Consider the following 24,178-nt stretch of genomic DNA (forward strand, 5'->3'; position numbering starts at 1 on the left):
TAGCTAAACAAGAGGAAATCGTGCTTTTTATAGGCAATCATGCAAATGTTTTTAAATTTCCTCTTGTGTTAGTTGAATAACTTGCTAAAATACGCGACATCAAAACGATACGGGTCGTTAGCTCAGTTGGTAGAGCAGCGGACTTTTAATCCGTTGGTCCCGCGTTCGAGTCGCGGACGACCCACCACTTATCTGTTTTGAACCTATTTGGGTCGTTAGCTCAGTTGGTAGAGCAGCGGACTTTTAATCCGTTGGTCCCGCGTTCGAGTCGCGGACGACCCACCAAATTCTAAAAAGCCTCTCACTGCGAGAGGCTTTTTTTATTGTTATCTTATTTTAGTTTCATGACTAAAAGATGACGATACATTTCTTATAGAGAACATCTCGGACCCATTCCATAAAAATTTCCAAACGTTTAGGAATATAACTTCGGTTCGGATATAGAATATTAAGTGGTAATGATTGAGCCGTGTAGGTGCTCAACACTTCAACTAAAGTTCCCTGCTCAATTTTGTCCTGAACATCGTAATATGGAAGTTGAATAATTCCTAAACCTGCACTAGCCGCTGCAATATAGGCTTCCGTATTATTTACGCTTAAAGCACTATCCATCATCACAGTTCCATTTTGATATAAAAATACGCCCTGTTTCTCTCCTACCGCTCCTGCATAGTTAATAAGTTTGTGCTGAGATAGATCTTCTAATTGTTCAGGAATGCCATATTGGTCTAGATAGTCAGCACTTGCACAGTTCACCATAATCAAGTTACCAACAAATTTTGCAATTAAACTACTACTCTCTAGCTGTCCTACCCGAACAACACAATCAATTCCTTTCTCGATTAAGTCAGTCATGTCATCAGAGCTATGAAGTTGTAAATGGATATCTGGATAGCGGCTATAAAAATCGGGAAGTTCAGGAATAATCACTTGATGCACGATTCGGCTGGGCATTGAAATTTTTAGCGTGCCACGATAATGCTGCTTTTGTGTCTGTATTAACTGTTCGAGCTGTTCATAATCAAATAACAGGTTTTGGCATTCGGGCAATATTCTTTGTCCATCTTGAGTAAGACTGACTTTACGCGTAGTCCGATGAAATAAGCGTACTCCATAGTGAGTTTCTAGCTGTTGAATAGCACTCGTCACTGTAGAGCGAGGTAAATCAAGCTGATTTGCCACTTCACTAAAGCTTTGTCGTTTAGCGACTTCTGTAAAAATAAAAAATTGCTGCAACCGATCCATTTAATTGTTCGTATTTTCTGAATAGTTAAACCAAACTAGCATAATTGATCAAAAATTACCGCCAATCTAGACTAAAACACATTAAAACAAGTCATCATAGGAATAACATCATGACAACTCATACCCTTAAAGATAAAGTTGTATTGATTACAGGCGGTGCAAAAAACTTAGGTGGGCTGATTAGCCGTAAATTTGCAGAGCAAGGTGCAAAGCTTGCGATTCACTACAACAGCGCTGAAACTCAGGCAGACGCAGAGCAAACGCTCGCAGAAGTTAAAGCATTGGGTGCAGACGCTGTTTTAATTCAAGCAGACCTAACGAATATCGAGAACATCGAAAAGCTTTTTGTAGACACCAAACAACATTTTGGTGGAATTGATATTGCCATTAATACAGTTGGAAAGGTTTTAAAGAAATCATTTTTAGAAACGACAGAACAAGAGTTTGATAGCATGAGCGATATCAACTCAAAAATTGCCTATTTCTTTATTCAATCCGCTGGACGTCATTTAAATGACGGCGGAAAGATCTGTTCAATCGTGACTTCTCTTCTTGCAGCCTACACTGGGCTCTATTCAACCTATGAAGGTTTAAAAGCACCTGTTGAGCATTACACCCGCGCTGCATCCAAAGAATTTGGTAATCGCCAGATTTCTGTGACTGCTGTTGCACCTGGCCCTATGGATACACCGTTTTTCTATGGACAGGAATCTGCCGAAGCAGTGGCTTACCATAAATCAGCGTCAGCTTTAGGGGGGCTTACTAAAATTGAAGATATCGAACCTCTAGTTCGCTTTCTGGTGACCGATGGTTGGTGGATTACCGGCCAAACTATTTTTGCAAATGGCGGCTATACCACACGCTAAAATCAAAAAAGCCGCATCTCATTGTGCGGCTTTTGCTTTGTTATTTAATTACAAAAATTCTTCAAGTACCGAATTTAAGAAAATATGCCCTTGCTCTGTACAAGCTAAACGAGAACTATCCTCTACCAGAAGTTTTCTAGCTCGTAGTGAAGTGAGTACCTCGTTTAAATGATCTAAGCTTAAGCCTGTACGCTGCCCATATAACTCAGCTTTTACCCCGTCATTTAAACGTAAAGCATTCATCGTAAACTCAAAAGGTAGCTCTTCTGCCTCTATCTTTTTCATTTGCAGATGTTCGGCTGGAACCTTAGCTAAATAGTCTTTTGGCAAACGGGTTTTTTGGAAACGATACACCCCATCTGGTCGTGTCACTTTGCCATGCGCCCCTGCACCAATCGCAAGGTAATCCCCAAACTCCCAGTAATTTAAGTTATGCGCTGAAGGTTGTTCTTTACGCCAAGCCGATACTTCATAGTTTACAAAGCCATTTGCTTTTAGATAGGCCTCACCTTGCTCTTGAATGTCTTCTAGCACCTCATCTTGAGGTAAAACGGGTTGGGTACGGAAGAATACGGTGTTTGGCTCAATGGTGAGTTGATACCAACTAATATGTGTCGCCCCCTGCTCTACAGCGACTTTTAAATCATAAAGCGCTTGCTCTAAAGTTTGCTCAGGCAGACCATGCATTAAATCGACATTAACTCGCTTAAAGCCTGCTTGTCTTGCCTGCTCAATTGCATCCATAGCATTGTTTGCTGAATGAATACGTCCAAGCTTTTGCAAGTGATCAGTATTAAAAGTTTGTACACCAATGGATAAACGATTAATGCCTGCTTCTAAATAGCCTGCAAACGGGTCATGTTCTAGTGTTCCCGGATTAGCTTCTAAAGTAATTTCACAGTCATCTTCAAAGTTAAGCCGTGACTTAAGCTGTTCAAACAGCCATGCATAGCCTTTGGCAGAAATAAGTGAAGGCGTCCCACCACCAATAAATACACTATGAATTGAACGTCCTTGTGCCATCTCAATTTGAGTTTCAAAGTCGGCCACCAATGCTTTTAAATAAGTTTTCTCAAGCTCTGACGAAAGCGCCCCATCAGGTACCGCATGCGAGTTAAAGTCGCAATATGGGCATTTACGCACACACCAAGGCATATGAATATATAAAGATAAAGGAATAGAAGCAGGGTTTAATACGGCCAAGGAGCAGGTCCAATTTACACAATATTTCTATTTTAACATGACTGCATCAATGGGCTTATGAAAACATACCTTAATTGCTTTAGACTAAATTTAAATAATCTTAAATATTGATAAAAATGATGAAATTCTCTAGTCAACTTTTCCTATTCTTACCTTTAGCCTTGGGAATCGGTGTTGCCATGGCTTTTCAAACTGCAATTAATGCTCAGCTTCGTGAGCAGTTACATTCACCATTACAAGCGGCATTATTATCATTTTTCATCGGTACTATTGTTTTAGCAGTTATGGTTTTCTTCCAAAGTGCCGAAAAACCGAGTTTAAGTGAAATATCAAATATTCCATGGCTTCTTTGGACAGGAGGATTCCTTGGGGTTTATGCAATTAGCATGAGCATTTATACTGCACCTAAACTTGGTTTTTTAACCTTTACAGGGTTAGTCGTTTTTGGGCAAATCGTGATTTCTATGTTACTTGATCATTTTGGCTGGTTAGGTACAGAAAAAACACCTGTTACATGGCAACGGTTTCTTGGTGGAGTCATCATCTTTGTTGGTGTAGTACTTACTTTGCAACGTTAGCTTCATTTTTATATTTAAAAAGAGTACCTTTTGTGTCGAATGTCACATCTTTTCGGTCTGAACTAAAACAACTCTTCCACTTAATGCTACCGATTTTAATTACCCAGTTTGCTCAAGCAGGATTCGGGTTAATTGACACTATTATGGCTGGGCATTTATCTGCAACCGATTTAGCTGCAATTGCTGTAGGGGTCGGTTTATGGATTCCAGTCATGCTCCTGTTCAGTGGCATCATGATTGCAACCACACCATTGGTCGCTGAAGCAAAGGGTGCAAGAAATACAGAACAAATTCCTGTCATTGTTCGTCAATCATTGTGGGTTGCTGTCATTTTAGGCGTAATGGCTATGCTCATTTTGCAGCTTATGCCATTTTTCTTGCATGTATTTGGTGTGCCTGAAAGCTTACGACCTAAAGCAAGCTTATTCTTGCATGCCATTGGCTTGGGTATGCCAGCAGTGACCATGTATGCAGCTCTACGCGGTTATTCGGAGGCATTAGGCCATCCACGTCCTGTAACGGTAATTAGCTTACTGGCCTTAGTAGTTTTAATCCCTCTTAACATGATTTTTATGCATGGGTTGGGGCCAATACCTGCTTTAGGTAGCGCAGGCTGTGGTTTTGCAACATCCATTTTACAGTGGCTCATGTTGATTACGTTAGCTGGCTATATTTATAAAGCTTCGGCTTATCGAAATACCTCTATTTTTAGCAGATTCGATAAAATTAACCTGACTTGGGTTAAAAGAATTTTACAGCTTGGCCTACCAATCGGTTTAGCCGTGTTCTTTGAAGTGAGTATTTTCAGTACAGGCGCATTGGTGCTTAGTCCATTGGGTGAAGTCTTTATTGCAGCGCATCAAGTTGCAATTTCAGTGACTTCAGTGCTGTTTATGATTCCACTTTCACTTGCCATAGCCTTAACCATTCGTGTGGGAACCTATTATGGTGAAAAGAATTGGGCTTCCATGTACCAAGTACAAAAGATTGGTCTAAGCACAGCAATATTTTTTGCTTTATTGACTATGTCTTTTATTGCCCTAGGTCGTGAACAAATTGTCTCGGTGTACACTCAAGACTTAACCGTATTTCCTGTGGCGATGTATTTACTCTGGTTTGCCATGGCTTACCAGTTGATGGATGCATTACAGGTCAGTGCCGCAGGCTGTTTAAGAGGTATGCAAGATACGCAAGCACCGATGTGGATTACACTCATGGCGTATTGGGTAATTGCTTTCCCTATCGGACTTTATTTAGCACGTTATACCCATTGGGGTGTAGCTGGCGTGTGGCTAGGTTTAATTATTGGTTTAAGTATTGCTTGTGTTTTATTACTTTCAAGGCTTTATTTGAATACCAAACGTTTAAGCAAAACCTAATAAAAAAGCCGATTATTCATCGGCTTTTTTTTATTTTATGCAGACTTGGCCCGCGGGCTTGCTCCAATTTGCCAGACAAAAGGTAAATCGGTACGGTTTACTTCCCAATCTCCAATCACCTTTTCTTTATAGATGAGTGGATTATGCGAAGATACCGTGCGTGCGTTACGCCAGAAACGGTCGAGTTGTTTAACCTGACTACTTGCTGATGCACCTAAAGCATTAAATAACTGGCTGGTTAAATCCAGTACCAAATTAGAAATCACCACCTGCCCTTGGGCTGACTCAAGCTCTGCATCTACATTAAACTGATGCTCTTTTACCTCTAACTCACTAAAGTGACTTACATAAGCCTTTTGTAATGCTTCTGCTGTTTTAATCGTAATTGCTAGGCTTGCATAGGCTTGAGCAGAGGCTTTACCCACCACCTGTAAAACTTGTGGGTCATGACGAACAAGGTCACCATTACCATGACTAAAAATACGCTTTCGCTCTCGTATTTCTTGGCTAAAAGTTTCGACCGCGGCATGCGCAATCCCTGTTAAAGTTGCAAGATGAACAACCTGATAAAAAGCTGTTTGATATTTAAAACGCTGGTCAAATGGAATAAGGTGCGAAGCTGGTAAATGAACCTGATTTACTTTTAAAGTACCACTGCCCGTTGTCTTTTGACCAAAGCCATCCCAATCATCAATCACACTCACTCCTGATTCATGACGATAAATAGCAGCAATTACATGGCGGTCATTCACTTCATCATAAGCAAATAAATCGATCCAGTCAGCAAAGATACTTCCAGTTGAATAGTACTTTTCACCATTCACCACCAAGTTACCCGAAGCATCTTTGGTTACTCGTGTAACGACATCACCAATCTGTACATTTCCAACTTCGGTCCATGCATTCCCGACTAAATCACCTTGCACAAAACGCTGAAACCAAACCTCCTGCGAATGCTCTTTATGGGCAACTAAACGATCTTCAACAAAAGCGAAGTGTCCACGTAAAGCTTGCACAATATTCGAGTCTGCTTGCGCCAATTCAGCTAAAAGCTGGAAAAGTTGCGGCAATGACACCCCATCTCCACCATATTTACGGGGTACCCGTACTGCACCTAATTTCAGTTCTTTTAACCACTGAATCGGTTCAAAAGGCAAGATTCGTTCTTTTTCACGTTGAATTGCACCTTGAGCAATTTTTTCAAAAACTGGACGAAATCTACTTGCGACCTTTTCATAATCGGCGCCGACAGACAATTCTTCTAATTCAATTTGGGTAACTGTCATCTTTATTCTCCTAATCTTATTTTTTCTTCACTTTAGCTCCATGCATGACGAGGTGGATGGATGCCATTGAGGTAGTAATTACCGACAATGTGATATTTCCAACGCACTGGATCATGCAAGGTGTGAGTGCGAGCATTACGCCAATGGCGGTCCAGATTAAGCTCTGACAAGGTCGATCGTGTTCCAGACAACTCAAAAAGCTTATTCGCTGCTAAAATCGCAATTTCTGTGGTTAAGACTTTTACTTCTGCAACTAGTAATGTCGCTTGATTTACATGCTCTTCTGTTGTGTCGGCAATTGCCTGATCAATCGCATCTCCTGCTAAATCTAATACCGCTTCTGCTGCACGCAGTTTTATTTTTAAATCACCAATATTTGCAATTGTGTAAGGGTCATCACTCGCTTTTTCCAAACCTGAATCGACCCATGCACGGCTATGATTTTTGACATAGTGAATTGTTTCTTCAATTGCGCCACGTGCAATACCTGCATCGACAGCAGCTTGAATAAATTGTGAAATTGCACCTGCTGGAGTAGGACGTTCAAAAGCTTGATAAATCGGAATTAGATATTCTTCACGTACGGGAACTTGATTTAACTCTACCGTACCACTAGCCGTGGTTCGTTGCCCGAAACCAGACCAGTCATTAATAATATTCACCCCTGAAGTTTCCCGAGGAACTAGCGCCGCATAAGGCTGCCCCTGTTCATTTACAGCGACAATTGGAACCCAATGTGCAAGCAATGCGCCTGTTGCAAAGAATTTCTTCCCATTAATTTCATAACCGTGCTCGGTCTTTCGTAAGGTCGTAGTGAGGTCAGCAACCGTTTTGCTATGTTTTTCCGAAAAGGCATTACCAAAACGAATTCCTCTTAGCACCAAATTAAAGAAGAACTGTTGTTGTTCAGGTTTCGCATCAAGACGTAAATGTTCAATAAAAGCCAAATGATTTTGAGGCAGTTGTGCAAGAGATGGATCAACGCTCGCAATTGTTTTGATGACCTCAGCCAAGGTTCGATATTTAACTTGTGCGCCACCAAATTGCTTAGGGACCGTAATGGCCCATAAACCACTTTGTGAGAACTGTTGAATTTCATTGAGGGGTAAACGGCGCTCTCTGTCTCGCTCAGATGCTTCTTGTGCAAACTCTTGGGCAAGAAGTTTGGCAACCTCAATTGCTTCTTCATCAGAACGAATAATATGCGCATCTTTTGACTGCTCAAACACAGATAAAGGAACCGCCTGAGACCGCCCATGGGCTGAACTTAAACTTGTCATAACTTTTATTGTCTCTATTTCTTATTTAACCTGCCATTCACATTAGCACCAAAAAAACAGCCCCTTTATAGATATTAAAGCTTTGTTTATGAAATGAATTTTCAAAAGCTTTTCATATTTTTTACTATAAAAATAACATTTTGTTTTTCGAAAATTTTCTTACATGAGATAAACAATTTCATATAGGCTTTTTAAGTTTTGTCACCTATGATCAAAACTAGGCAATATTATGTTGTAGTCAATGAGGTATCGAAGATATGGCAAAGAATGCAAGTTCACCTGGCAAACGATTTATGAAACTTGCAGGAATGACCGCGAGCATTGCAACGAAAACCGTTTCTAACTCGATTCGAAACTTGACCGCAGACGAAGAGCAAAAGCTGGCTTCAAAAACCAAGCTATTTCAGGATATTGGTTTGCAAATTGCCGACACCTTAGGCGAAATGAAAGGTGCCGTCATGAAAGTCGGTCAAATTGCATCGCAATATAAAGATATTTTCCCGCCCGAAGTCGCTAAAGCAATTTCAAAACTACAACGCCAAGCCCCAGCCATGCCCTTTGCTGCAATTCAGCAACAAGTTGAACGTGAACTTGGGAAACCGCTGAATGTTGCCTTTAAGTCTTTTGATAGCGAACCTTTTGCCGCTGCTTCAATTGGACAAGTTCATAAAGCTGTGCTGCCTAGCGGTGAGCAAGTTGTAGTTAAGGTTCAATATCCAGGTGTTGATGAAGCCTGTGAAAGTGACTTAAAACAAGTACGTTTGGCACTGCGTTTAATGGGTGTACTTAAAATTGATAAAAAACTACAAGATCAGCTTTTTGCAGAAATTCAAGATAGTCTTTCAGCAGAGCTTAACTATGAAATTGAGGCTCAAAACCTTGAAGTTTTTAAAACATTTCATAGCCAGTTAGATGACAAAATCATCATCCCGACCGTTTATAAAGATTATTCTTCACGGCGCATTTTAACTTTGAGCCTCGAACAAGGTGACAGTATTGAAACTGCCAGTGCATGGCCTATTGAAATTCGAAATACGATTGGACGTCGCCTGATTCGTGCTTTAGGTCAGGAAATGTTCTTTTTAAAACGTTTTCACTGTGACCCTCACCCGGGTAACTTTGCCTTCCGCCAAGACGGTAGTGTCATTATTTATGACTATGGCAGTGTTAAAACACTTTCAAATGAAATTGTGTATAGCTTTAAACGCTTAGTAAATGCAGCTCGCCATGAAAATATTGATTTGATTGAAACTGAGTTACTTGAGCTACATTCAATTTCTGAAAAAGGCAAATTCCCAACCGATCTATATAAACTCTGGATTGAAGTGTTATTACGCCCGCTTACCACCACTTATGATTTTGCCGAGAACTCATCGCACCATGATGGCATGTTACTTGTGAAAAAATCTTTGAAGTACTGGGATGTCTTTAAGCCTTCACCAGACACTTTGATGGTCAACAGAACCATTTCAGGACACTACTGGAACCTGATTCACTTAAAAGTACATGACAATCTGAACGATTTATTTGAAGAGCTTGTCCCGCCTTCTAACTAACTTAATTTACTGATCAGTGTAGCCTTTTAGGGGTTACATTGACTTTTCAATTGTTATGTTATAACATTTCTTTAATCAAAAATAATTTAGGACAATCTCTCATGCGTAAAGATATTCATCCTGCTTATCAACAAGTGTTATTTCATGACACCAATGCAGATGTGTACTTCTTAATTGGTAGTACTCTTCAGTCTAAACAAACCAAAGAATATCAAGGAAAAGTCTATCCTTATGTAACCCTTGATATTTCAAGTGCATCTCACCCTTTCTACACAGGTGAAGTACGTCAAGCAAGTAACGAAGGCCGTGTAGCAAGCTTTAATAAACGCTTCGCTCGCTTTAATCGTAAGAGTTAATCTTACGTTAAGATTTGACTAATACACTTAAATCATTGGAAGCCTAAGACTATCTCCTCCACTTAGGCTTCTTTTTTTATGTGTATTTTTGCGATCTTTTTATGTTGTGTATAAAAGAGAACTTATCCACAACTTGTCTAAAAACGCTTCTTATTTTTCCCACAACTCATTATTTTTTTGTATTCGTCGAGCTTTCAAAATTGCTATTCGATGCTATGCTTAAACCCTCATTTGATAGGAAATTTAAGATAATGGCACAAGAGTTACTTGCCCAATTACAAGCAGGCACAGCAAAATTTTCAGACGTTTTAGCTCATATTGAAGCACGTTACCAACACACTCCAACAGCTTTTCAAAATGGTGCACAGCATAACGATGCAACTGAAAATCAAGGCAGTGCGAAAGTTTTCTCTTTTGCTAAGTTACAAGGTTTAGACCAAGCACAAACTTTAAGTTTGTTTGCAGAACATTACGCATCTGTATTAGCGACCCCTGAGGGAACTGATCATCAAAATATTCGACAGTTTATGCAAAATGGTTGGGATGGCGTGAAGTTTGAAGGTCAGGCTTTAACTGAAAAATAATAGATTTAAATAAATAATAGAAACGTCTTAATTTTTATTATGAGCACTGCCTTAAAAGGAAGTGATATCCAAATGATGGATTGTATAGGCTAAGCTTACTTTTCAAGGATGAAAAGTAACAAAAATCCTTTGTTACGCTGATGCTACATACATGTAGCACAGCGAAACGACGGCATCCATGCGGTCTGTCACGATAGTAAATGCCTTATTTTTCTTAATTATTTTATTAGCCCCTTACATTTAATACGCGATAACGTCATTCGCAGCCTGCGTGGTGTCAATAAAAGATCGTTTTTGCAAAGCATAAGATAAATGGATTCAGTGAACAGGTTCTGCGAATGACAGATGCCTTTGATTACTTTGGGCAAAACCAAAGTAACTTAATTAGCTGCTCCCATTAGATAATTCAACCGTAAGACTCCGTCGTGAAAATCCTACTCAACATTCAACTTCGATGGGCTCTCACAACTTGAAATCATACTCAATTCTTAAATATAAAAACTCAATGCCCCGCTACCCAATAATAAGTCGCCAATCCCAAACACGTAAAAATTAAAGACCCAATTAAATGAATAGAAATCCCCAACATCGCCATTCCCAATTTGCCACTTTGTAATAAAGTCACAATCTCAATGGAGAACGTTGAAAAGGTAGTTAAAGCACCACAAAAACCGGTAATCACAAAAAGTTTATAGTTAGGGCTTAAATCACTTTGAGAAAAATAGGCAATCGCAAAACCAATAATAAAGCCACCGACTAAATTAACAGTGACAGTACCGAGTGGAATTTGCGGGTAGATCGGGTTGAGTTTTAAACCTAAAAACCAACGCAGCCATGCCCCTAGAACCGAACCTAAAGCAATTGAAAGTAGAGAGTAATACATAAAACCACCCCTTTAGATAGACGCTAAAAGAGCAAAAAATAATGAAGGGAAATATGACATGGCGTACTCCAAAAATAAGCAGAGTACGCAATAACCTACGTACCCAGCGATATCAATACATGAGGGTAACGTAGGCATCATTAGCCAATCCGGCGGTTTTTCAGAGGAGGAATGCCATCTCCCCACTTTAAGTATATTAAATCATCTAAAATTTGATTAAAACATACTTTTTAAAATCATGGGCGTTCATCATATTGCGGTAAGTCATCCTGAATACATTCCCACTCTGCCTTAGAAGCAGCAAAAATATGCATTGTCGGCTTTTGATCGAGCGGTGTATCAAGCGTCCCAATTCTTAAACGATACAGTTCAGGCTGCGCATCACGCGAACTAATAAGCGGTGAACCACATTCGCTACAGAACCAACGGTACACACCATTCACCGCGAATTTTTTGACTAGGTCTTCACCTTGGGTAATTTTAAAATCTGTACTTTTAACAGGAGCATTCGTGGCAAATGCTGTTCCATTAGATTTTCGGCAGCGTTGACAGTGACATTGAATAATATCTCCGATATCGCCTTTAATCTCGTAGCGAATACCCTGACATAAACAACTTCCCTGATAGACTGGTGATGCTTGAGACATGATCTCGTAAATCCTATTTTTATTGATTGTTCAAAATTACCACTTTTCACATATCAAACATAGCACCAAATCAAGCTGTTATTTCTCTAGAAATGAATGTACGCCTTCACCAGCCGCTCGCCCTGTAGCAAAGCATGCGGTAAGTAAATATCCACCTGTAGGAGCATCCCAATCCAGCATTTCGCCACAGCAAAATACCCCTGAGGTTTGTTTAAACTCTAAGTTTTCAGTTAATGCATTTTGCTTAACACCACCAGCACAGCTAATCGCTTCCTCAATAGGTCTAAAACCTTCTAAGTTGATTTGAAGAGCTTTGATTTGCTGAGCCATAACATTGGGTTGGTTCCATAGTGCTTTATCAACCACTTCTCTGACTAAGTTAATCTTAGCTGTATCTAAGCCAGCTTTACGCCATATATTAGTGAGCGATTGTTTTTTGCTAGCCTGCAATTTTTTAATTAACTGTGAAAGCTCTACATCAGGCAATAGATCTAAAAACAGATTTAAGCTTTTCCCTTGTTTTTGCTGTTCTCGTAAGACACGTCCCAGTTTATAAATAACACCACTTTCTAACCCATAGTGAGTAATCACAATATCGCCATGTGTAACTTGGCCGGGTTCAACCCAAGCATTGATACGCTTTAAAGGCTCACCAAAACAGCTTTCCATAAAGGTAGACCAAGCGTGCAATACTCCTGCATTACTTGGCTGAAAAGGTTCAATATTGGATTGATCTAGCCATTGTTGCCAAGCGCCATCACTACCCAATTGTGACCAAGACACCGCTCCACATGCCAATATCACTGCATCGTATTGCTGGGTAAAAGTCTCGCTGTTTTGATTATTCTGATTTTCTAAAGTTACTGTTGTACCTTGTAAATTAATACAACGATGACGATAAAAGAATTTAACTTGCTGTTCTGCCAAACGTTTTAGCCAAGCACGTAATAGAGGAGCCGCTTTCATTTCGACAGGAAAAATGCGACCTGAGGTGCCAACGTAGGATTCTATTCCCAGATTTTTCATCCAGCTTTGAATCCAGACTGCATCCCATTTTTCAACCCAAGGTTTGAGCCATTCTGCACGATCATAACGTTCAATAAATTGCGCTAAAGGTTCAGCATGCGAGATGTTTAACCCTGTTTTACCTGCCATTAGAAACTTACGTGCCGCTGAAGGTTTTTGCTCATACACGTCAATATCATAAGTATATTGGCTGAGCACCTCAGCTGCCATTAAACCAGCCGGACCAGCACCGATAATGGCAACCCGCTTATTCGCCATGTGTTTGCCCTTGCAGTGGTGCAAACTCATCAAATCGAGTTTTATAACCTTCAGGCTTGGTCATAATGAGCTGCTGACAAAGCTCGCCACGTTCTAAATACTTAATTTCAAAATGAGTACGTGCAGATGTTTGAGCAATTTTTTCTTTTTGATAAGGCAGTTTCCAGACATTAATTAATTGTTGTTCTGCTTCTTCAATATATTCAGGGATATTACTTGCCAGAGTAATGGTTCCACCTGTTTGCAAGCGTGAGATTAAGAACTCAAAAAATGGCATATTCAACCAGCGCTGTGCTGGATTATGCGGTTCTGGGTTTGGGTAGAGAATAAAGAAATGTTCAACTTGGGCGGGGTACAAAGCATGTACCACCCACGGTAAAGCATCTGCATGTACAGGGATTAAGTTATCTCTTGGTTCCAGTCCATGCTGTTTTTGCATTGCCAAGAATTTTTCTCGGGTTCGTTCAATTGCATACAATGTGTGCTGTGGCTGTTGCCCGCTAAATAGCAAAGCATGTTTACCCTTGCCCGCTCCAATTTCTACACAAATCGGGTTATTTTCAATTGGGGTAAAATCGCGAGGCGCTTGCATACGTTGTGCTTGAAATTGACGAATCTGCATAATCACATCAAACTAAATAAAAATCGGCATAAGTCTAACAAGTCACCTGACTTTTGCCTAATCTATTTCTCTTCACTTTGAGGATATTGCTTTATGCCACGTACATTCCCCTGCCCACGTTGTGGTGAACCAAGTGTTTGGGAAGGTAATGAATTTCGTCCGTTTTGTTCAGAGCGCTGTAAACTCATTGATTTAGGGGCGTGGGCAAACGATGAATATAAACTGCCTACCCAAGATGCGCCTCAGCATGACAAGGGTAGTCAAAATGAAGATGATTACGAGGATTAACCTGCTTTGCCCGCGACAAATGGGTTAAATTGTTTTTCATAGCCAATGGTACTCATCGGACCATGTCCTGAAATAAACTGAGTATCATCTGGCAAACTAAAACATTCACGTTTAATCGATTCAATGAGTTGTTCATGGTTTCCACGCGGGAAGTCTGTTCTTCCAATCGAACCTTTAAACAGGACATCGCCTGTCCAAAGTAATCCATGGTTTTTATTATAGAAAATGACATGTCCTGGTGTATGACCCGGCGCAAAACGCACCTCAAACTCATCTTCACCCAGTTTTAGCACTTCACCGCCTTCAAGCCATTGATCGACTTTTACTGGCCGTGGAATTGGAAAGCCATAACGTGCTGAAACTTCCTGAATCATATCCAGCCAGAACTGATCTTCTTTATGCGGCCCAATAACCGGAACATTCCATTCTTTAGCAAGCTCTCCTACCGCTCCAGCATGGTCTAAATGTCCGTGAGTGAGCCAAAGAGCTTTCACTTTTAAACCTAAGGCTTCTACTTCTTCTTTCAAAACCGAAGCGTCACCACCCGCATCAATCAAAACTGCTTCTTTGGTTTCACTGTCCCAAACAAGGGAACAGTTTTGGGCAAATGCAGTAACTGGAACAATTTTGACTTGCAGCATAAGGACCTCTGGCTAAAACGCAATTAACGGTGGGCTAAGGTATAAGTAAGGGCATCAAGATTAGCCTGAAGTAACCCTGCAAGCAAATCAATGTGAGCTTGATCGCTATTTAAAGCAGGAATATAAGCATAGCTACCACCGCCCGCCTCTTGAAACAACTCAGCATTTTGAATGGCTAATTCTTCAAGTGTCTCTAAACAGTCGGCAGAAAAAGCTGGGCTTAATACCTGAACAGACTTAACACCCTGCTTCGCCCAATCTTGTAAAAGCTGGTCTGTATAAGGTTTCACCCACTCTTGTTTTCCAAAGCGTGATTGGAAACTAATTGCCCATTCATCATCTTTTAAATGCAAAGCTTCAGCGACTAACTTTGCGGTAATACGACAACGATCTGCATAAGGGTCGCCTTTATCTGCATAAGGCTGTGGAATACCATGAAATGACATCAACAGTTTTTCAGGTTTCCCATGTTGCTCTTGGTAAGCTAAAACACTTTCTGCCAATGCCTGAATAAACATGGGATGTTGATAATAGTCTTTAATAATCGTTAGACCCGGCAAGTTTCGCTGGGCCGGAATCCACTTCGCAAACGCATCGTATAACGGCGCTGTAGAAGTTGCAGAATATTGAGGAAACAAAGGCAATAGAATGACATGCTCTTGCGGGTTAGACGCCAGTTTTTCTAATACTGTATCAATACCCGGATTACCATAGGTCATTGCTGGTATCACGGTTAAATCAAACTGATTATTTTCTTGCTGTAAATAAGCCTGCACACGTTTGGTTTGTTCAAACACAATTTCACGCATGGGTGAATCTGTTGACCATACCGAAGCATAGGCATGCGCTACTCTTTTCGGTCGAAAAGGTAAAACAAACAGATTTAAAATAATCCACCAAATAAATTTTGGTATTTCAATCACGCGTGAATCAGATAAAAACTGCTTTAAAAAACGGCGCACCGCAGGCACAGTCGCCTCATCCGGTGTACCTAAATTCGCTAAAATGACAGTAACTTTCGGTTTTTGTTCAAACGACATGTGTAAATGCCTTTCAATTCATCTTATGGCATTAATGTAACAGCTTTTATTGTTATATATAAATTGAATCGCTCTAAGCTTTTAATCGAGTACCCCGATGGCTCCATTTATAGCTAAGTAATAACTTTTGAGCTTTAGCTGTAACTTTCCATAAGTTATAGGATTGTTCAGTTTGAGTTGGAACAATCCAGCCTTGCGATCGCATTTGCTTTTTAATGCGGAACAACGCCTTATGGTTAATCTGAGCACCAGCCACCGCATGTGCTCTTGGCAGCTCCTGACGAGCATCTTCTAGCCCAGCATGATTGAGATATTCATTGAGACAAGTTCCAAAGCTCTCTTCTGGCATCGGTGTTTCAAACTGCTTTGCCAATATGCTTAGTAACTGAGACCACGTCATTTGCCTCTGTCGTTTAAGCTCTTTAAAGTTGCCATCCTGAAATGCTTGAATTTGATATTCAAATGCAAAAACATCTTGAGGAGCAACTTCATTGACTTGAGCTGATGACTCTACCAACTGTTGCTCTAACTGCAAAATTTTACTTTTTAATAGCTTAATTTCATCTTCTAAGTGTTGAGCTTGATGAGCAGGAATCCAACCTTGTCCTATATGTTGCTCAACCATTAAAGGCATATTTAAACGGACAGCTAGCTCTAAGTCACGAAGGCTTTTAAAGTAAAAAATATGGTTTGCATCAAGTAATAACTTTTTTCTAAATGCGAGAAATTTATCTTTAAGCTGTGGATGTGTTTCTTGTAAATGTATTTCACGGCTTTCAAGTTGCTCATGCATGAACACAATAATGGGTTTAGCCTGACTTAACGCATATTCATATTCTAAAGACAAATAACTCGCACCAGAAATCGACTGTTCTCCATACTGGCTGCCTAAAAGTAAGATTACATAATCACATTCATCAATTTGTCGACGTGCAAGTGTGGTTGTTAAAGGCGTTCGATGTTCTAGTCCCCAAGCAAAGAAACCCATCCCGACCAAGGTTTGAGACAAAACCATCCGCTCTGGCTGCATGTCGCGACCGGATGTTGAAATAAAAATCTGATAGCGTGTATCGAGCATAACAATACCCTTCCGCCCCATGATCTATCCGTGACTTAATATCAGCCAAGATCATGAACCGCCCCAAATAAAATAATAAATCTAAAAAACACTATTTTCTAAATGATGCTAAACGATCAGTTCAGATTATGAAGTGTCCAAGTTAACTCTTGTGGAATCATATGTTGTAAAACAGGTTGCAGTGCCTCAGCATTATTACCGCTGACATAACATTCAATACGTGCAACATTCTGACCTATTTGGTCACATAATAACTCATTTTTTATTAAAATACGGGCTGTTTGTCGGGCAACTGCCAACCCAGAATCAACCAGTGTGAATTGGTTATCAAAAAGATGATGGATTGCTTGATTTAAGAAAGGATAATGCGTGCAACCAAGCACTAAATAGTCGGCACCTTGCTCAGCAGCAGGCTGTAAAACTTCTTTTAATGCCTTTAAACATGTCTCACCCATTTGCTGACCTGCCTCGACACAAGGAACAAGTTCAAGGCTGGTTAAAGTCATCACTTTAACACCTGCCGGAACAGCAAACTTCTCGACCACATCTTTAATGAGTTGGCCCCGAAAAGTTGCAGGTGTCGCCAACACGGCAACCACTTTAGAACGTGTCTGTAATACAGCAGGTTTTAATGCTGGAACCAATCCCACAATTGGAAAGTGTTCTCCATAATGCTCACGTAAATGATCAAGGCTAAAAGCGGAAGCTGTATTGCAGGCTACGACTGCAATTTTACAGCCTTGACGATATAGCCAATCGACTGCTCGAGCCGTAAGTTCCCTGATTTCTTCATCAGAGCGTGGGCCGTAAGGAACATAGGCCGTATCGGCATAATACACAATACGTTCGTTTGGCAAATATTTGGCAATTTCTGCTGCAACTGACATTCCTCCAATTCCCGAATCAAAAATACCAATTGGGGCATCTGCTGATGCTTTAGGCATAGGTTCTAGCTCGGAAAATAAAGGTTGTATGGCGGTCATAGCTGTACTGAAGTGTCAGAAAATTTCACTCCCTAAAGCTTAAACCTCAAGTGCCTAATTGCAAGAGCAAATTACCACTTTTTAGCTCTAAAATGGTTTCACCTTTATCGTTTTCAATCAGTGTTCCATAGTTCACCAAATGATAGAAAGCCTGACGTTGAATCAGCGCATTAATCCCAAAACGCACATGCACATAAGGGCGTAACTCCCCTGCATATTCCCGCATAAAAATTGGATGTTCTGCATCAACTAAAATCACATCTTGATTGGTCGTGGTCAGTTGTAAAAACTGCTCACCTGAAATTTCGACCTGATCTGCCTGATTGACTAATAAAGGTTCATCTTCAACTTCGATTTCAATTTGTTCTACAGGGGTTTTCAGGTAGAATTTACCATCTTCTTTCCATAGGACTTTGGTAAACAGATCTAATAGAGCTTGGCGCTTGATTAATTGACCTTCGTGCCACCATTCTCCATTGGATTTCACCGTCAAATCCATTTTGCCGCAATGCTTTGGATGCCACTGCTCTAAAGGTGGAATTGACCTTTTGTGACTTTGCTGTACACCTTTTAAGTATTGTGCAATGTTCATTAAGTTTTTATCATCAGATAACGGTATTTTTCCCATATCCGATGGTGAATTATTTTGATTTACCATAGTTTATGCCTTGCTGACGAAAAAATGTTACGACTCAGCCAATTGGCTAGATCATGGTTTAAAACTATACTAGCCCAAACGATAAAAGGCACAATAGCATATTTGCGCCTATGGATTAAAACACTCACGGCAGCACCGAATTTTCTGAATATGACGGTTGCCACCTTTAAGTATTGAGGAGTCCTACATGGAACACATCGAACGTGAATCGATGGAGTTTGACGTTGTCATCGTAGGTGCAGGACCTGCAGGTCTATCTGCTGCGATTAAGATCCGTCAATTAGCGATTGAAAAAAACTTACCCGATCTTTCTGTTTGTGTAGTTGAAAAAGGCTCTGAAGTAGGTGCGCATATCTTGTCTGGTGCTGTGCTTGAGCCACGTGCCATCAATGAACTTTTCCCGAACTGGAAAGATGAAGGCGCGCCTTTAAACGTACCTGTAACTGAAGACAAAACATTCTTCTTACTTTCAGACACCACCTCAAAAGAAGTACCTCACTGGATGGTTCCTAAAACCATGCACAACGACGGTAACTATGTGATCTCTTTAGGTAACGTGGTTCGCTGGTTAGGTCAAAAAGCTGAAGAGCTAGAAGTTTCGATCTTCCCTGGCTTTGCTGCATCTGAAGTGCTTTACCATGAAGATGGTACTGTAAAAGGTATTCAAACTGGTGACATGGGTGTTGGTAAAGATGGCGAACCAACGCATAACTTTACCCCAGGTTATGAGCTTCACGCTAAATATACTCTCTTTGCTGAAGGTTGCCGTGGTCATTTAGGTAAACGCCTGATTGCGAAATACAACCTTGATAAAGATGCTGATCCTCAACATTACGGTATCGGGATTAAAGAGCTTTGGGAAATTGATCCAGCAAAACATAAACCGGGCTTAGTCATGCACGGTGCAGGTTGGCCTTTAGCTGAAACAGCGTCTTCTGGTGGCTGGTGGTTATACCACGCTGAAAACAACCAAATTACTTTGGGTATGATCGTGGACTTATCTTATGAAAATCCACACATGTATCCATTTATGGAAATGCAGCGCTGGAAAACTCACCCACTGATTAAACAGTATTTAGAAGGTGGTAAGCGTATTTCTTACGGCGCACGTGCGGTAGTGAAAGGCGGTTTCAACTCATTGCCTAAACTAACTTTCCCAGGCGGCTGCTTAATTGGTGATGATGCAGGTTTCTTAAACTTTGCAAAAATCAAAGGCTCACACACTGCCATGAAATCAGGCATGTTATGTGGTGAAGCTGTATTTGAAGCTATTGCTGCCGGTGTAGAAAAAGGCGGTGACCTTGCGATTGCGCGCGTTACTGAAGGCGAAGATTTATTCACTAAAGAATTAACCTCATACACTGACAAATTTAACAACAGCTGGTTAAAAGAAGAGCTTTATAACTCTCGTAACTTTGGCCCAGCAATGCATAAATTTGGTCAATGGATGGGTGGTGCATTTAACTTTATCGACCAGAATGTCTTTAAAGTTCCATTCACTTTACATGACTTGAAGCAAGACTTTGCTGTATTGAAAACTGTTGATGCAACCAGCTTCAAGCCAAACTATCCAAAACCAGATGGCAAGCTTACATTTGACCGTTTATCTTCTGTGTTTATCTCAAACACTGTACATGAAGAAAACCAGCCAGCTCACTTGAAGCTTACAGATCCTTCAATTCCAGTGAATGTAAACTTACCGAAATGGGACGAGCCTGCACAGCGCTATTGCCCTGCTGGTGTTTACGAAATCATGGAAAATGATGATGGTTCTAAACGCTTCCAGATTAACGCAGCGAACTGTGTTCACTGTAAGACCTGTGACATTAAAGACCCATCTCAGAACATCACATGGGTAACACCGGAAGGTGGTGGTGGTCCGAATTACCCTAATATGTAATTCCTTGCGACACGGCAAAGCGTTGCTTTGCTAGTCGTGTCTCATATCCTAATATGTAATAGTAAAAAGCCCCGATTATTCGGGGCTTTTTTATTGGGACCTGCTTATTGAAAAGGCGGTATTTTTGCTAAGTTTAAATTGAGGTTCTTTTTATAGAAAATAAATGAGCCTAATAAAAATAAGCCAAGAAAACCAAAGTTTCGCGCTAAATCGAAGTACCAAACTGATTTACCAAACAATAAATCAAGAATTAACATAAGCCCCATAAATCTTGTATGCAAAATCAGACTCATCTTTATTTTTGGTTCGGGAGCAAAATATGTATTTCTATAGCCCAATAGAATTGAGCCAACAATAATAACAGTAACTAAAATAATGGTAGCAACAGTTTCAGATAACCAAGGGGTTTCTAGATTTAATAAACCAGCAATAGAGAAAAACCAAAGAAAAATAAATAAGCTTCGTTTTACAAAATATTCATTCATTTTTATACGTCATTTATACACATCATTTTATAGATTATATAATGATTCTTATTTGTAAAAAATTATCATTTCAAATTAAATTTGAATTATTAATGGCTTCTAATAGTCATTATTAGAAGCCTTATTATTCTATTACCCTTTCTTCACCAAATAATGAAATTCTTTATGACCGTTTTCATCTAAGCGTTCTTCTTGCAAAAGCAACTCATGGCCTAAATGCATACAAAATTTAGGAATATCCCACGAAGTCGAATTATCTGTTGCGAACACTTCAACCACATCCCCAGATTTAGATTTGCGGATGGCTTGATGCAACATCATCACAGGTTCCGGACAACGTAAACCACGCGTATTGAGTTGTACAGTAGGTGAAATGGGTTGCTCTGACATAACAAACTCGAACAAATAGAATTTTCACATTTTAGCATAAACAAATTACTGAGCTGTTAACTGTAACTGGCTTTTACATAACAATATACGTTTTGTCTTTTAGCTTGTTTTATAGATGCATAAGCATCTTTTCTTCGGTATGATCTGTGTATTCATTTGATACATTGAGTCTTTAGGAAAGATCATGCAAGAGGAACCAAGTCCGTCGTGGGGAATGCGAGGCTTACGAAAATGGTTAGGTACAGCGCCAGAAACCCGTGATGAATTATTAAAATTAGTCCAAAATTCACGCCGCTTTTTAGAACCAGATACCGTTGCTATGCTTGAAGGCGTTCTTGACCTTCCAGCTACAAAAATTCGTGAAGTCATGACGCCACGAACAGCAATGATCAGTTTGCAAGAAGATGATCAATTACTTGATATTCTTGATGTACTGGTTGAGTCTGCTCACTCACGCTTTCCAGTCTTCTCTGCCGATCAGCCTGACAATGTTGTCGGGATTTTGCTCGCAAAAGATTTGTTGCCGTTTCTAACTGAACCGAATACCAAAGTTGATATTCGAGTTCTTATGCGCCAGCCTTTATTTGTTCCTGAAAGTGCACGTTCCGATCAGGTCCTACGTATGTTGAAACATACTCAAACTCACATTGCGATTGTGATTGATGAATATGGCTCAACAGCAGGTCTTGTTACGCTTGAAGATATTCTTGAAGAGATTGTTGGTGAAATTGAAGATGAGCACGACACGGTTGATGAAGATGCTCAATACATTGTTCCTGACAATGACCATACGGTAGCAAATGCATGGATGGTGCAGGCACTTACACCAATCGAACATTTCAATACTGTTTTAGATGCTGATTTTTCTGACGATGAAGTAGAAACTGTCGGCGGTTTGTTGCTTCAAGAGATTGGTTTGGTAAGTGATTTACAAGGTCAAACTGTTGAGCTTGGAAATTGGTTATTTACAATCGTTGAAGCAGATGCCCGCACTATTCATCTGATTCGAGCTGTACGTCAATGAGAGCATACTTTGAAAAGCTGTTAGATTCTTCGCAACAACAAAAACAGCTTCCTTTAATTTTCCCTTTACTCATTGCTTTATTTTCAGGTGCCGTATTCAGTTTTTCACTGGCACCTTATTATTGGTGGTGGTTGGCAATTTTATCTCCGGCCCTACTCTATGCAACACTACATAAACGCTCAGCTAAACAAGCATTTGCCATTGGTTGGAGCTACGGCTTTGGTTTATGGTTTGTAGGTGCTTTCTGGCTCTATACTTCGATCCATGTATACGGCGATACCAACGCTTTTCTAAGCGTGTGTATGATTGCTGTTATGGCCCTTGTGATGGGCTTATTTACGGCATTTCAGACCTGGGTTTACCGACGATTTTTCCCTGAAACACCACTGACTTTTGCCCCGCTTTGGATTGTTTTCGAATGGGCAAAAACTTGGGTATTTACAGGTTTCCCGTGGTTGTTTGTAGGTTACGCTTTTACCGAGCGTTTACTCGATGGTTATGCACCGCTATTTGGTATTTATGCAATTTCCTTCGTGGTCATTGTATTAGCATGTGCTTTAGTTGAAGTTCTACGCAAGCGTGTTTTCTGGATTATCCCTTCTGCTCTGTTAGTTTTAGGTGCATGGGGAGCATCATACATACAGTTTGTAAAACCTAAAGATGCCAAACCGCTTAGCGTTTCACTCATTCAAGGTAATATTCCACAAGATTTAAAATGGTTAACTGAATATCAAGTTAGAACATTAGAAATTTATGCTGGTTTGACTCAATCTGAATGGGGTCGTGACCTGATTGTATGGCCTGAGTCTTCAATTCCGCTTTTCCAAACTGATATTGAACCATTTTTGGATGCAATGGATGCACAAGCGAAAAAGAACCATACAGCTTGGGTAACTGGCATTCCTTATTGGGATTTCGAAAAATCACATCAAGTTGGTAGCCCGCTGTATTACAACAGTATTATGGCTTCTGGCAGTAATTCAAGTGGACTCTATAAAAAGCAGCGTCTTGTTCCATTTGGTGAATATATTCCTCTTTCAGGTTTACTCTCTTGGGTATTACCAGCCATGCAAAATGATATTAGCATGAGCGGTTTTACACGTGGTGAGAGTGACCAAAAACCTCTCTTAATTAAAGGGCATGCACTTGCTGCTGCAATTTGTTATGAAGTGGCTTATCCGAACCTAACAAGACGTAATGCAGAAGACAGTGACTTCTTAGTTACTGTCTCGAATGATGCTTGGTTCACGGGTACTGCGGGCCCATGGCAACATTTGCAAATGGTGCAAATGCGCGCGAAAGAAAATGGCCGTTGGTTTATTCGTGCAACCAACACTGGTGTAACAGCGTTTATTGATCAAAATGGTCATATCACTGAACAAGCACCAATCGATAAAGAGTTTGTCTTAAGAGGTGACTTACCTGCTATGCAAGGTCAAACGCTTTATAACCGTTTAGGTGATTATCCAGTGTTAGGATTTGCAGTATTACTGCTCGTTCTAGGCTGGGTATATCGTCCACGTAAAGTTGACGTTTCTTTTAAATCCCGCCGCTAAATCACAATAACTTTGTACCCAGAGGCACTTCAAACTCTGGGATACAAAGTGCTACATCACCATCTGCATTATGAAACCCTGTCACTAAACATTCCGACTGGATAGGTCCGATTTGTTTTTTAGGGAAATTCACTACGGCAACAACTAATTTACCCACCAAATCTTGTGGCTGATAAAGCTTAGTAATCTGCGCACTTGATTTACGCACACCCAATTCTTCACCGAAGTCTACATGCAAAATATAAGCAGGTTTACGCGCCTTTTCAAAAACCTCAGCTTGAATAATTTTACCAACGCGAAGCTCTACTTTTAAAAAATCATTCCACTCGATTTGTTCCATTTAGTTTTTCTCATGTTCTTAAATAT

General features: G+C 40.3%; 26 protein-coding genes, 2 tRNA genes and 1 riboswitch. Of the genes, 12 read left to right on the forward strand and 16 right to left on the reverse strand.

Going from position 1 to position 24,178, the window contains the following annotated elements; genetic code table 11:
* The first annotated feature begins 111 nt into the window (after positions 1–111).
* Together POD11_RS10085 and POD11_RS10090 are read left to right on the forward strand one after the other, a co-directional pair.
* A tRNA-Lys gene (locus POD11_RS10085) sits at positions 112–187 on the forward strand.
* A 22-nt stretch (positions 188–209) separates the two neighbouring features.
* Positions 210–285: transfer RNA gene (locus POD11_RS10090), tRNA-Lys, on the forward strand.
* Positions 286–348: 63 nt separating this feature from the next.
* On the opposite strand, the gene POD11_RS10095 is transcribed toward POD11_RS10090, so the two are convergent.
* Complete coding sequence (locus tag POD11_RS10095) at positions 349–1,245, reverse strand: LysR family transcriptional regulator (protein WP_262457096.1); 897 nt, start codon at positions 1,243–1,245, stop codon at positions 349–351.
* Positions 1,246–1,355: 110 nt separating this feature from the next.
* Between POD11_RS10095 and POD11_RS10100 the strand changes: the two genes are divergently transcribed.
* Complete coding sequence (locus POD11_RS10100) at positions 1,356–2,111, forward strand: SDR family oxidoreductase (protein ID WP_262457097.1); 756 nt, start codon at positions 1,356–1,358, stop codon at positions 2,109–2,111.
* Positions 2,112–2,159: 48 nt separating this feature from the next.
* On the opposite strand, the gene hemW is transcribed toward POD11_RS10100, so the two are convergent.
* Positions 2,160–3,314: a radical SAM family heme chaperone HemW gene (hemW, locus tag POD11_RS10105; RefSeq protein ID WP_262457098.1), complete on the reverse strand. Its 1,155-nt coding sequence runs from the start codon at positions 3,312–3,314 to the stop codon at positions 2,160–2,162.
* A 116-nt stretch (positions 3,315–3,430) separates the two neighbouring features.
* Here hemW and POD11_RS10110 point away from each other — a divergent pair, with 116 nt between their 5' ends.
* Together POD11_RS10110 and abeM are read left to right on the forward strand one after the other, a co-directional pair.
* On the forward strand, positions 3,431–3,892 hold the full coding sequence (locus tag POD11_RS10110) for a DMT family transporter (protein WP_016142322.1): 462 nt from the start codon (positions 3,431–3,433) through the stop codon (positions 3,890–3,892).
* Positions 3,893–3,924: 32 nt separating this feature from the next.
* Positions 3,925–5,271, forward strand: coding sequence for a multidrug efflux MATE transporter AbeM (gene abeM / locus POD11_RS10115; protein WP_262457099.1), 1,347 nt, complete (start codon positions 3,925–3,927; stop codon positions 5,269–5,271).
* Between the two features lie 35 nt (positions 5,272–5,306).
* On the opposite strand, the gene POD11_RS10120 is transcribed toward abeM, so the two are convergent.
* Complete coding sequence (locus POD11_RS10120; RefSeq protein ID WP_262457100.1) at positions 5,307–6,557, reverse strand: acyl-CoA dehydrogenase family protein; 1,251 nt, start codon at positions 6,555–6,557, stop codon at positions 5,307–5,309.
* Positions 6,558–6,589: 32 nt separating this feature from the next.
* Complete coding sequence (locus tag POD11_RS10125) at positions 6,590–7,837, reverse strand: SfnB family sulfur acquisition oxidoreductase (RefSeq protein ID WP_262457101.1); 1,248 nt, start codon at positions 7,835–7,837, stop codon at positions 6,590–6,592.
* Between the two features lie 257 nt (positions 7,838–8,094).
* Here POD11_RS10125 and POD11_RS10130 point away from each other — a divergent pair, with 257 nt between their 5' ends.
* From POD11_RS10130 to POD11_RS10140, 3 genes are all read left to right on the forward strand, one after another.
* Positions 8,095–9,393 carry an ABC1 kinase family protein gene (locus POD11_RS10130; RefSeq protein ID WP_262457102.1) on the forward strand — a complete coding sequence of 433 codons (1,299 nt, stop codon included), beginning with the start codon at positions 8,095–8,097 and terminating at the stop codon, positions 9,391–9,393.
* Positions 9,394–9,494: 101 nt separating this feature from the next.
* Positions 9,495–9,749: a type B 50S ribosomal protein L31 gene (locus POD11_RS10135; protein WP_002114896.1), complete on the forward strand. Its 255-nt coding sequence runs from the start codon at positions 9,495–9,497 to the stop codon at positions 9,747–9,749.
* A 251-nt stretch (positions 9,750–10,000) separates the two neighbouring features.
* The gene (locus POD11_RS10140) at positions 10,001–10,333 is read left to right on the forward strand and encodes a HopJ type III effector protein (RefSeq protein ID WP_262457103.1); all 333 of its coding nucleotides are present in this window, start codon (positions 10,001–10,003) and stop codon (positions 10,331–10,333) included.
* A 502-nt stretch (positions 10,334–10,835) separates the two neighbouring features.
* Here the strand turns inward: POD11_RS10140 and crcB are convergent.
* The 4 genes from crcB to POD11_RS10160 all read right to left on the reverse strand — a co-directional run bounded on the left by crcB (position 10,836) and on the right by POD11_RS10160 (position 13,775).
* Positions 10,836–11,216, reverse strand: a complete 381-nt coding sequence (gene crcB / locus POD11_RS10145; protein WP_057105397.1) for a fluoride efflux transporter CrcB — start codon at positions 11,214–11,216, stop codon at positions 10,836–10,838.
* 124 nt (positions 11,217–11,340) lie between these two features.
* Positions 11,341–11,407, reverse strand: a riboswitch (Fluoride riboswitch).
* A 45-nt stretch (positions 11,408–11,452) separates the two neighbouring features.
* On the reverse strand, positions 11,453–11,863 hold the full coding sequence (locus POD11_RS10150) for a GFA family protein (protein ID WP_062849598.1): 411 nt from the start codon (positions 11,861–11,863) through the stop codon (positions 11,453–11,455).
* Positions 11,864–11,941: 78 nt separating this feature from the next.
* Positions 11,942–13,147: a TIGR03862 family flavoprotein gene (locus POD11_RS10155; protein WP_262457104.1), complete on the reverse strand. Its 1,206-nt coding sequence runs from the start codon at positions 13,145–13,147 to the stop codon at positions 11,942–11,944.
* A complete protein-coding gene (locus POD11_RS10160) occupies positions 13,137–13,775 on the reverse strand; it encodes a tRNA (guanine-N(7)-)-methyltransferase (RefSeq protein ID WP_224992355.1) in 639 nt (212 codons plus the stop codon). Before POD11_RS10160 ends, POD11_RS10155 begins: the two co-directional genes overlap by 11 nt.
* Before the next feature lie 87 nt (positions 13,776–13,862).
* Here POD11_RS10160 and POD11_RS10165 point away from each other — a divergent pair, with 87 nt between their 5' ends.
* Entirely contained in the window at positions 13,863–14,057 is a 195-nt protein-coding gene (locus POD11_RS10165; protein WP_016144208.1) for a DNA gyrase inhibitor YacG, read from the forward strand.
* Here the strand turns inward: POD11_RS10165 and POD11_RS10170 are convergent.
* From POD11_RS10170 to POD11_RS10190, 5 genes are all read right to left on the reverse strand, one after another.
* Positions 14,054–14,698 carry an MBL fold metallo-hydrolase gene (locus POD11_RS10170; RefSeq protein WP_262457105.1) on the reverse strand — a complete coding sequence of 215 codons (645 nt, stop codon included), beginning with the start codon at positions 14,696–14,698 and terminating at the stop codon, positions 14,054–14,056. The genes POD11_RS10165 and POD11_RS10170 overlap by 4 nt on opposite strands.
* A 23-nt stretch (positions 14,699–14,721) precedes the next feature.
* Complete coding sequence (gene hemH / locus POD11_RS10175; RefSeq protein ID WP_262457106.1) at positions 14,722–15,738, reverse strand: ferrochelatase; 1,017 nt, start codon at positions 15,736–15,738, stop codon at positions 14,722–14,724.
* 73 nt (positions 15,739–15,811) lie between these two features.
* Positions 15,812–16,816: a DUF4062 domain-containing protein gene (locus POD11_RS10180; RefSeq protein WP_262457131.1), complete on the reverse strand. Its 1,005-nt coding sequence runs from the start codon at positions 16,814–16,816 to the stop codon at positions 15,812–15,814.
* Positions 16,817–16,932: 116 nt separating this feature from the next.
* A complete protein-coding gene (gene murI, locus POD11_RS10185; RefSeq protein WP_025470392.1) occupies positions 16,933–17,799 on the reverse strand; it encodes a glutamate racemase in 867 nt (288 codons plus the stop codon).
* 46 nt (positions 17,800–17,845) lie between these two features.
* Positions 17,846–18,457: a DUF1285 domain-containing protein gene (locus tag POD11_RS10190; RefSeq protein WP_262457107.1), complete on the reverse strand. Its 612-nt coding sequence runs from the start codon at positions 18,455–18,457 to the stop codon at positions 17,846–17,848.
* A gap of 187 nt (positions 18,458–18,644) precedes the next feature.
* On the opposite strand from POD11_RS10190, the gene POD11_RS10195 reads away from it, so the two are divergent.
* Entirely contained in the window at positions 18,645–20,357 is a 1,713-nt protein-coding gene (locus POD11_RS10195; protein WP_262457108.1) for an electron transfer flavoprotein-ubiquinone oxidoreductase, read from the forward strand.
* 104 nt (positions 20,358–20,461) lie between these two features.
* On the opposite strand, the gene POD11_RS10200 is transcribed toward POD11_RS10195, so the two are convergent.
* Entirely contained in the window at positions 20,462–20,842 is a 381-nt protein-coding gene (locus POD11_RS10200; protein ID WP_239967943.1) for a hypothetical protein, read from the reverse strand.
* Between the two features lie 132 nt (positions 20,843–20,974).
* A complete protein-coding gene (gene tusA, locus POD11_RS10205) occupies positions 20,975–21,232 on the reverse strand; it encodes a sulfurtransferase TusA (protein ID WP_002053527.1) in 258 nt (85 codons plus the stop codon).
* Between the two features lie 184 nt (positions 21,233–21,416).
* Here tusA and POD11_RS10210 point away from each other — a divergent pair, with 184 nt between their 5' ends.
* Positions 21,417–22,256, forward strand: coding sequence for an HlyC/CorC family transporter (locus POD11_RS10210; RefSeq protein ID WP_002114976.1), 840 nt, complete (start codon positions 21,417–21,419; stop codon positions 22,254–22,256).
* Positions 22,253–23,812 (forward strand): apolipoprotein N-acyltransferase, encoded by a 1,560-nt coding sequence (lnt, locus tag POD11_RS10215; RefSeq protein ID WP_262457109.1) that lies wholly within the window; start codon positions 22,253–22,255, stop codon positions 23,810–23,812. Before POD11_RS10210 ends, lnt begins: the two co-directional genes overlap by 4 nt.
* A gap of 1 nt (position 23,813) precedes the next feature.
* On the opposite strand, the gene POD11_RS10220 is transcribed toward lnt, so the two are convergent.
* Positions 23,814–24,152 carry a tRNA-binding protein gene (locus tag POD11_RS10220; RefSeq protein WP_002114937.1) on the reverse strand — a complete coding sequence of 113 codons (339 nt, stop codon included), beginning with the start codon at positions 24,150–24,152 and terminating at the stop codon, positions 23,814–23,816.
* Positions 24,153–24,178 lie beyond the last annotated feature (26 nt).

The organism is Acinetobacter sp. P1(2023), assembly GCF_028367635.1.
GTDB lineage: Bacteria > Pseudomonadota > Gammaproteobacteria > Pseudomonadales > Moraxellaceae > Acinetobacter > Acinetobacter pittii_E.

Excerpts from the sequence above, each read along its gene's own strand:
- POD11_RS10095 (WP_262457096.1), bottom strand. The coding sequence starts at position 1,245 with ATGGATCGGTTGCAGCAATTTTTTATTTTTACAGAAGTCGCTAAACGA.
- POD11_RS10100 (WP_262457097.1), top strand. The coding sequence starts at position 1,356 with ATGACAACTCATACCCTTAAAGATAAAGTTGTATTGATTACAGGCGGT.
- POD11_RS10110 (WP_016142322.1), top strand. The coding sequence starts at position 3,431 with ATGATGAAATTCTCTAGTCAACTTTTCCTATTCTTACCTTTAGCCTTG.
- POD11_RS10120 (WP_262457100.1), bottom strand. The coding sequence starts at position 6,557 with ATGACAGTTACCCAAATTGAATTAGAAGAATTGTCTGTCGGCGCCGAT.
- POD11_RS10125 (WP_262457101.1), bottom strand. The coding sequence starts at position 7,837 with ATGACAAGTTTAAGTTCAGCCCATGGGCGGTCTCAGGCGGTTCCTTTA.
- POD11_RS10130 (WP_262457102.1), top strand. The coding sequence starts at position 8,095 with ATGGCAAAGAATGCAAGTTCACCTGGCAAACGATTTATGAAACTTGCA.
- POD11_RS10135 (WP_002114896.1), top strand. The coding sequence starts at position 9,495 with ATGCGTAAAGATATTCATCCTGCTTATCAACAAGTGTTATTTCATGAC.
- POD11_RS10140 (WP_262457103.1), top strand. The coding sequence starts at position 10,001 with ATGGCACAAGAGTTACTTGCCCAATTACAAGCAGGCACAGCAAAATTT.
- crcB (WP_057105397.1), bottom strand. The coding sequence starts at position 11,216 with ATGTATTACTCTCTACTTTCAATTGCTTTAGGTTCGGTTCTAGGGGCA.
- POD11_RS10150 (WP_062849598.1), bottom strand. The coding sequence starts at position 11,863 with ATGTCTCAAGCATCACCAGTCTATCAGGGAAGTTGTTTATGTCAGGGT.
- POD11_RS10155 (WP_262457104.1), bottom strand. The coding sequence starts at position 13,147 with ATGGCGAATAAGCGGGTTGCCATTATCGGTGCTGGTCCGGCTGGTTTA.
- POD11_RS10165 (WP_016144208.1), top strand. The coding sequence starts at position 13,863 with ATGCCACGTACATTCCCCTGCCCACGTTGTGGTGAACCAAGTGTTTGG.
- POD11_RS10170 (WP_262457105.1), bottom strand. The coding sequence starts at position 14,698 with ATGCTGCAAGTCAAAATTGTTCCAGTTACTGCATTTGCCCAAAACTGT.
- hemH (WP_262457106.1), bottom strand. The coding sequence starts at position 15,738 with ATGTCGTTTGAACAAAAACCGAAAGTTACTGTCATTTTAGCGAATTTA.
- POD11_RS10180 (WP_262457131.1), bottom strand. The coding sequence starts at position 16,816 with ATGCTCGATACACGCTATCAGATTTTTATTTCAACATCCGGTCGCGAC.
- murI (WP_025470392.1), bottom strand. The coding sequence starts at position 17,799 with ATGACCGCCATACAACCTTTATTTTCCGAGCTAGAACCTATGCCTAAA.
- POD11_RS10190 (WP_262457107.1), bottom strand. The coding sequence starts at position 18,457 with ATGGTAAATCAAAATAATTCACCATCGGATATGGGAAAAATACCGTTA.
- POD11_RS10195 (WP_262457108.1), top strand. The coding sequence starts at position 18,645 with ATGGAACACATCGAACGTGAATCGATGGAGTTTGACGTTGTCATCGTA.
- POD11_RS10200 (WP_239967943.1), bottom strand. The coding sequence starts at position 20,842 with ATGAATGAATATTTTGTAAAACGAAGCTTATTTATTTTTCTTTGGTTT.
- tusA (WP_002053527.1), bottom strand. The coding sequence starts at position 21,232 with ATGTCAGAGCAACCCATTTCACCTACTGTACAACTCAATACGCGTGGT.
- POD11_RS10210 (WP_002114976.1), top strand. The coding sequence starts at position 21,417 with ATGCAAGAGGAACCAAGTCCGTCGTGGGGAATGCGAGGCTTACGAAAA.
- lnt (WP_262457109.1), top strand. The coding sequence starts at position 22,253 with ATGAGAGCATACTTTGAAAAGCTGTTAGATTCTTCGCAACAACAAAAA.
- POD11_RS10220 (WP_002114937.1), bottom strand. The coding sequence starts at position 24,152 with ATGGAACAAATCGAGTGGAATGATTTTTTAAAAGTAGAGCTTCGCGTT.